At 45.9% G+C, this 2483-nt stretch carries 4 protein-coding genes; 2 read left to right on the top strand and 2 right to left on the bottom strand.

Translation table 11 applies throughout. The features are described 5' to 3' along the window. Positions 1-134, bottom strand: a 134-nt coding sequence (locus E5983_RS08915) for an IS630 transposase-related protein (RefSeq protein ID WP_160332216.1), incomplete at its 3' end; no start/stop codon positions are given. A 66-nt stretch (positions 135-200) separates the two neighbouring features. On the opposite strand from E5983_RS08915, the gene E5983_RS08910 reads away from it, so the two are divergent. Together E5983_RS08910 and E5983_RS08905 are read left to right on the top strand one after the other, a co-directional pair. Next, positions 201-710 (top strand): VTC domain-containing protein, encoded by a 510-nt coding sequence (locus E5983_RS08910; RefSeq protein ID WP_160333479.1) that lies wholly within the window; start codon positions 201-203, stop codon positions 708-710. Then, entirely contained in the window at positions 691-1383 is a 693-nt protein-coding gene (locus E5983_RS08905; RefSeq protein ID WP_160333478.1) for a DUF4956 domain-containing protein, read from the top strand. The genes E5983_RS08910 and E5983_RS08905 overlap by 20 nt, the downstream gene beginning before the upstream one ends. Positions 1384-1616: 233 nt before the next feature. On the opposite strand, the gene E5983_RS08900 is transcribed toward E5983_RS08905, so the two are convergent. Then, positions 1617-2483 (bottom strand): Rib/alpha-like domain-containing protein (locus E5983_RS08900; RefSeq protein ID WP_160333477.1); only part of this gene is annotated, 867 nt, incomplete at its 5' end.

Raw genomic sequence — 2483 nt, 5'->3', positions numbered from 1 at the left:
GTTTTCTCTTTTAATTTAATCCATTGATAAATGGTATTACGAGAAATTTGGAAAACAGTTGCTGCTTCAGAAATACTGCCAATATTCTCACAATATGAAAGAACTTTTTCACGAAAATCTACTGAATATGCCATAAAAATAGTATAGCACAAAATGTGCGGTTTTTGTTTCATTCTACTATATCTATTATAATTCAGATTTTGATTTTTGTTAAGTATAAAAAGAAGATTGACGGCATCGGCTATAAAAACCGTCTCACCTCCACTGCCAACGCCATTACCAGCTATGTCACCACCGGCCTTTCTATCATCGATGGCCTGGACCAGTCCCTCATTGACGACCAACTCCAAAAGGATTTAACCCAGCTGCGCCAACGCCACCAACAACTCCAACCAAAAATGTACATCTATTATGACCGCCTCTCCTTCCGTGGCAAACAGGATGCCGACATCCGCATCACCATCGACCAAAACCTCCTCTACCGCGACTGGGACATCTCCCTGTCAGCCGGTAAATCTGGCAAGGATTTACTAGATCCTAGCAAGGTCATTATGGAAGTCAAGGTCCCTGAAGCATGTCCCACTTGGTTGCCCCAAATCTTCAATAAGTACGGCATCAGCCAGAGATCCTTTTCTAAATACGGAACCGCCTACCGCCTAGCCAGCCAAGAAAATAGAAAGGAGCTTAGCCTTGCAAGAAACACTCTTTAACAGCGTCTTCAGCACCACCACAGGAGTCCCTACGATCGACACCCTCAGCCTTTCAACCAGCCTCCTGGTCAGCCTCCTGCTTGGACTAATCTTGGCAGCAGCCTACAAGTACCGAACCTTTTATACCAAGGAATTTGTCATGACCCTGACCCTCTTACCGACCCTAATCGCTATGATTATCTTTATGGTCAATGGCAACCTTGGAGCCGGAGTCGCCGTTGCCGGCACCTTTAGCCTCATCCGCTTTCGCTCCGCCGCAGCCAGCTCCAAAGAACTCCTCCTCATCTTCACAGCCACCGCTATCGGCCTGACCACCGGCATGGGCTACCTCCTGCTAGCCACTTGTTCCACCCTCTTTATCTGCCTACTCCTCTGGGCTTTGGAAAATAGCAGCTTCACCAAGGTCAGCCGCAGTAAACGCCACCTGCAAATTACCCTGCCCCGAGACTATGATTACGAAGACCTTTTTGCCAAAAACTTCCCCAACCATCACACAGACAGCCACTTACTTTCCCTCAAATCCCAAAAGAAAGGTGACCAATTAATCCTGGAATATGAGGTGGAATTTGATGCCAGCATTCACGACAAGGACATCCTCGATACTCTCTTGAAGCTTGCTCCAGACGTCGAAGTCAGCCTCACCAAAACCGCTCAAAAACGTAAAACACTGTAAGCGCCCAATAATCGGGTACATCAAAAGCTCTCCAAAAAGTCTTGAGGAAAATCTCTGACTTTGGAGAGCTTTTTGGTACCTGCAATTATCTTGTCTGAGTTTCGACTATGGGTTAGCATCTAAAAACTCAGACTGAAAAAATGAATCCTACATTCAATTTTCAGTCTGAGTCTATTCACGATAGTATCAACCTACTAACACTATCCCTATTCTATAAAAGTTCACAACTGTGATTAGTCTTCTTCACGACGACGTCTTGATTTCAGACCAACCGCAGCTAGAAGCATTCCAATACCAAGAGCCATGGCACCACTAGTAGCTTCCTCACCTGTATTTGGCAAGTTTCCTTGAGCAGCTACATTTGAGTCAACTTGTGGCTTGGATTCTAATGAAGCTGTTTTTTGTTCAACTCCGGTTGATGGAGTCCTATCGCTGTTCTTATCAGAATGATCTTGACTAGATTCATCTGTAGCAGGTAGAACAACCTTAACCATCACAGGAACCTTATCTTGCGAACCATCTGGGTAGGTCACAAGAACTGTCGCTGGCTTATCTCCTGCTGTACTTGTGTCTACTGGGCTCTCAAACGCTACCGTAGTACCTGTTGGAAGGTCACCTAGGTTAGAGATGGACTTCTCAGCTGATGGAGTTTCACCAACGGTAACGGTTTGATCAGCTGGACTTGGTTGGTTACTGTCTGCCTGGCTTGGGGTTTCTACAACCTTAACTGTCACAGGAACCTTATCTTGCGAACCATCTGGGTAGGTCACAAGAACGGTCGCTGGCTTATCTCCTGCTGTGCTTGTGTCTACTGGACTTTCAAACACTACCGTAGTACCTGTTGGAAGATCACCTAGGTTAGAGATGGATTTAGATGGATCCACGGACTCACCAACTTTAACAGTTGGAGTTACCGGAATTGGTTCATTGCTGTCTGCCTGGCTTGGATTTTCTACAACCTTAACTGTCACAGGAACCTTATCTTGCGAACCATCTGGGTAGGTCACAAGAACTGTCGCTGGTTTATCTCCTGCTGTACTTGTGTCTACTGGGCTCTCAAACGCTACCGTAGTACCTGTTGGAAGGTCACCTAGGTTAGA

Source organism: Streptococcus danieliae, from assembly GCF_009767945.1.
Classification (GTDB): domain Bacteria; phylum Bacillota; class Bacilli; order Lactobacillales; family Streptococcaceae; genus Streptococcus; species Streptococcus danieliae.
This window is presented reverse-complemented; position numbering and strand designations above follow the sequence as displayed.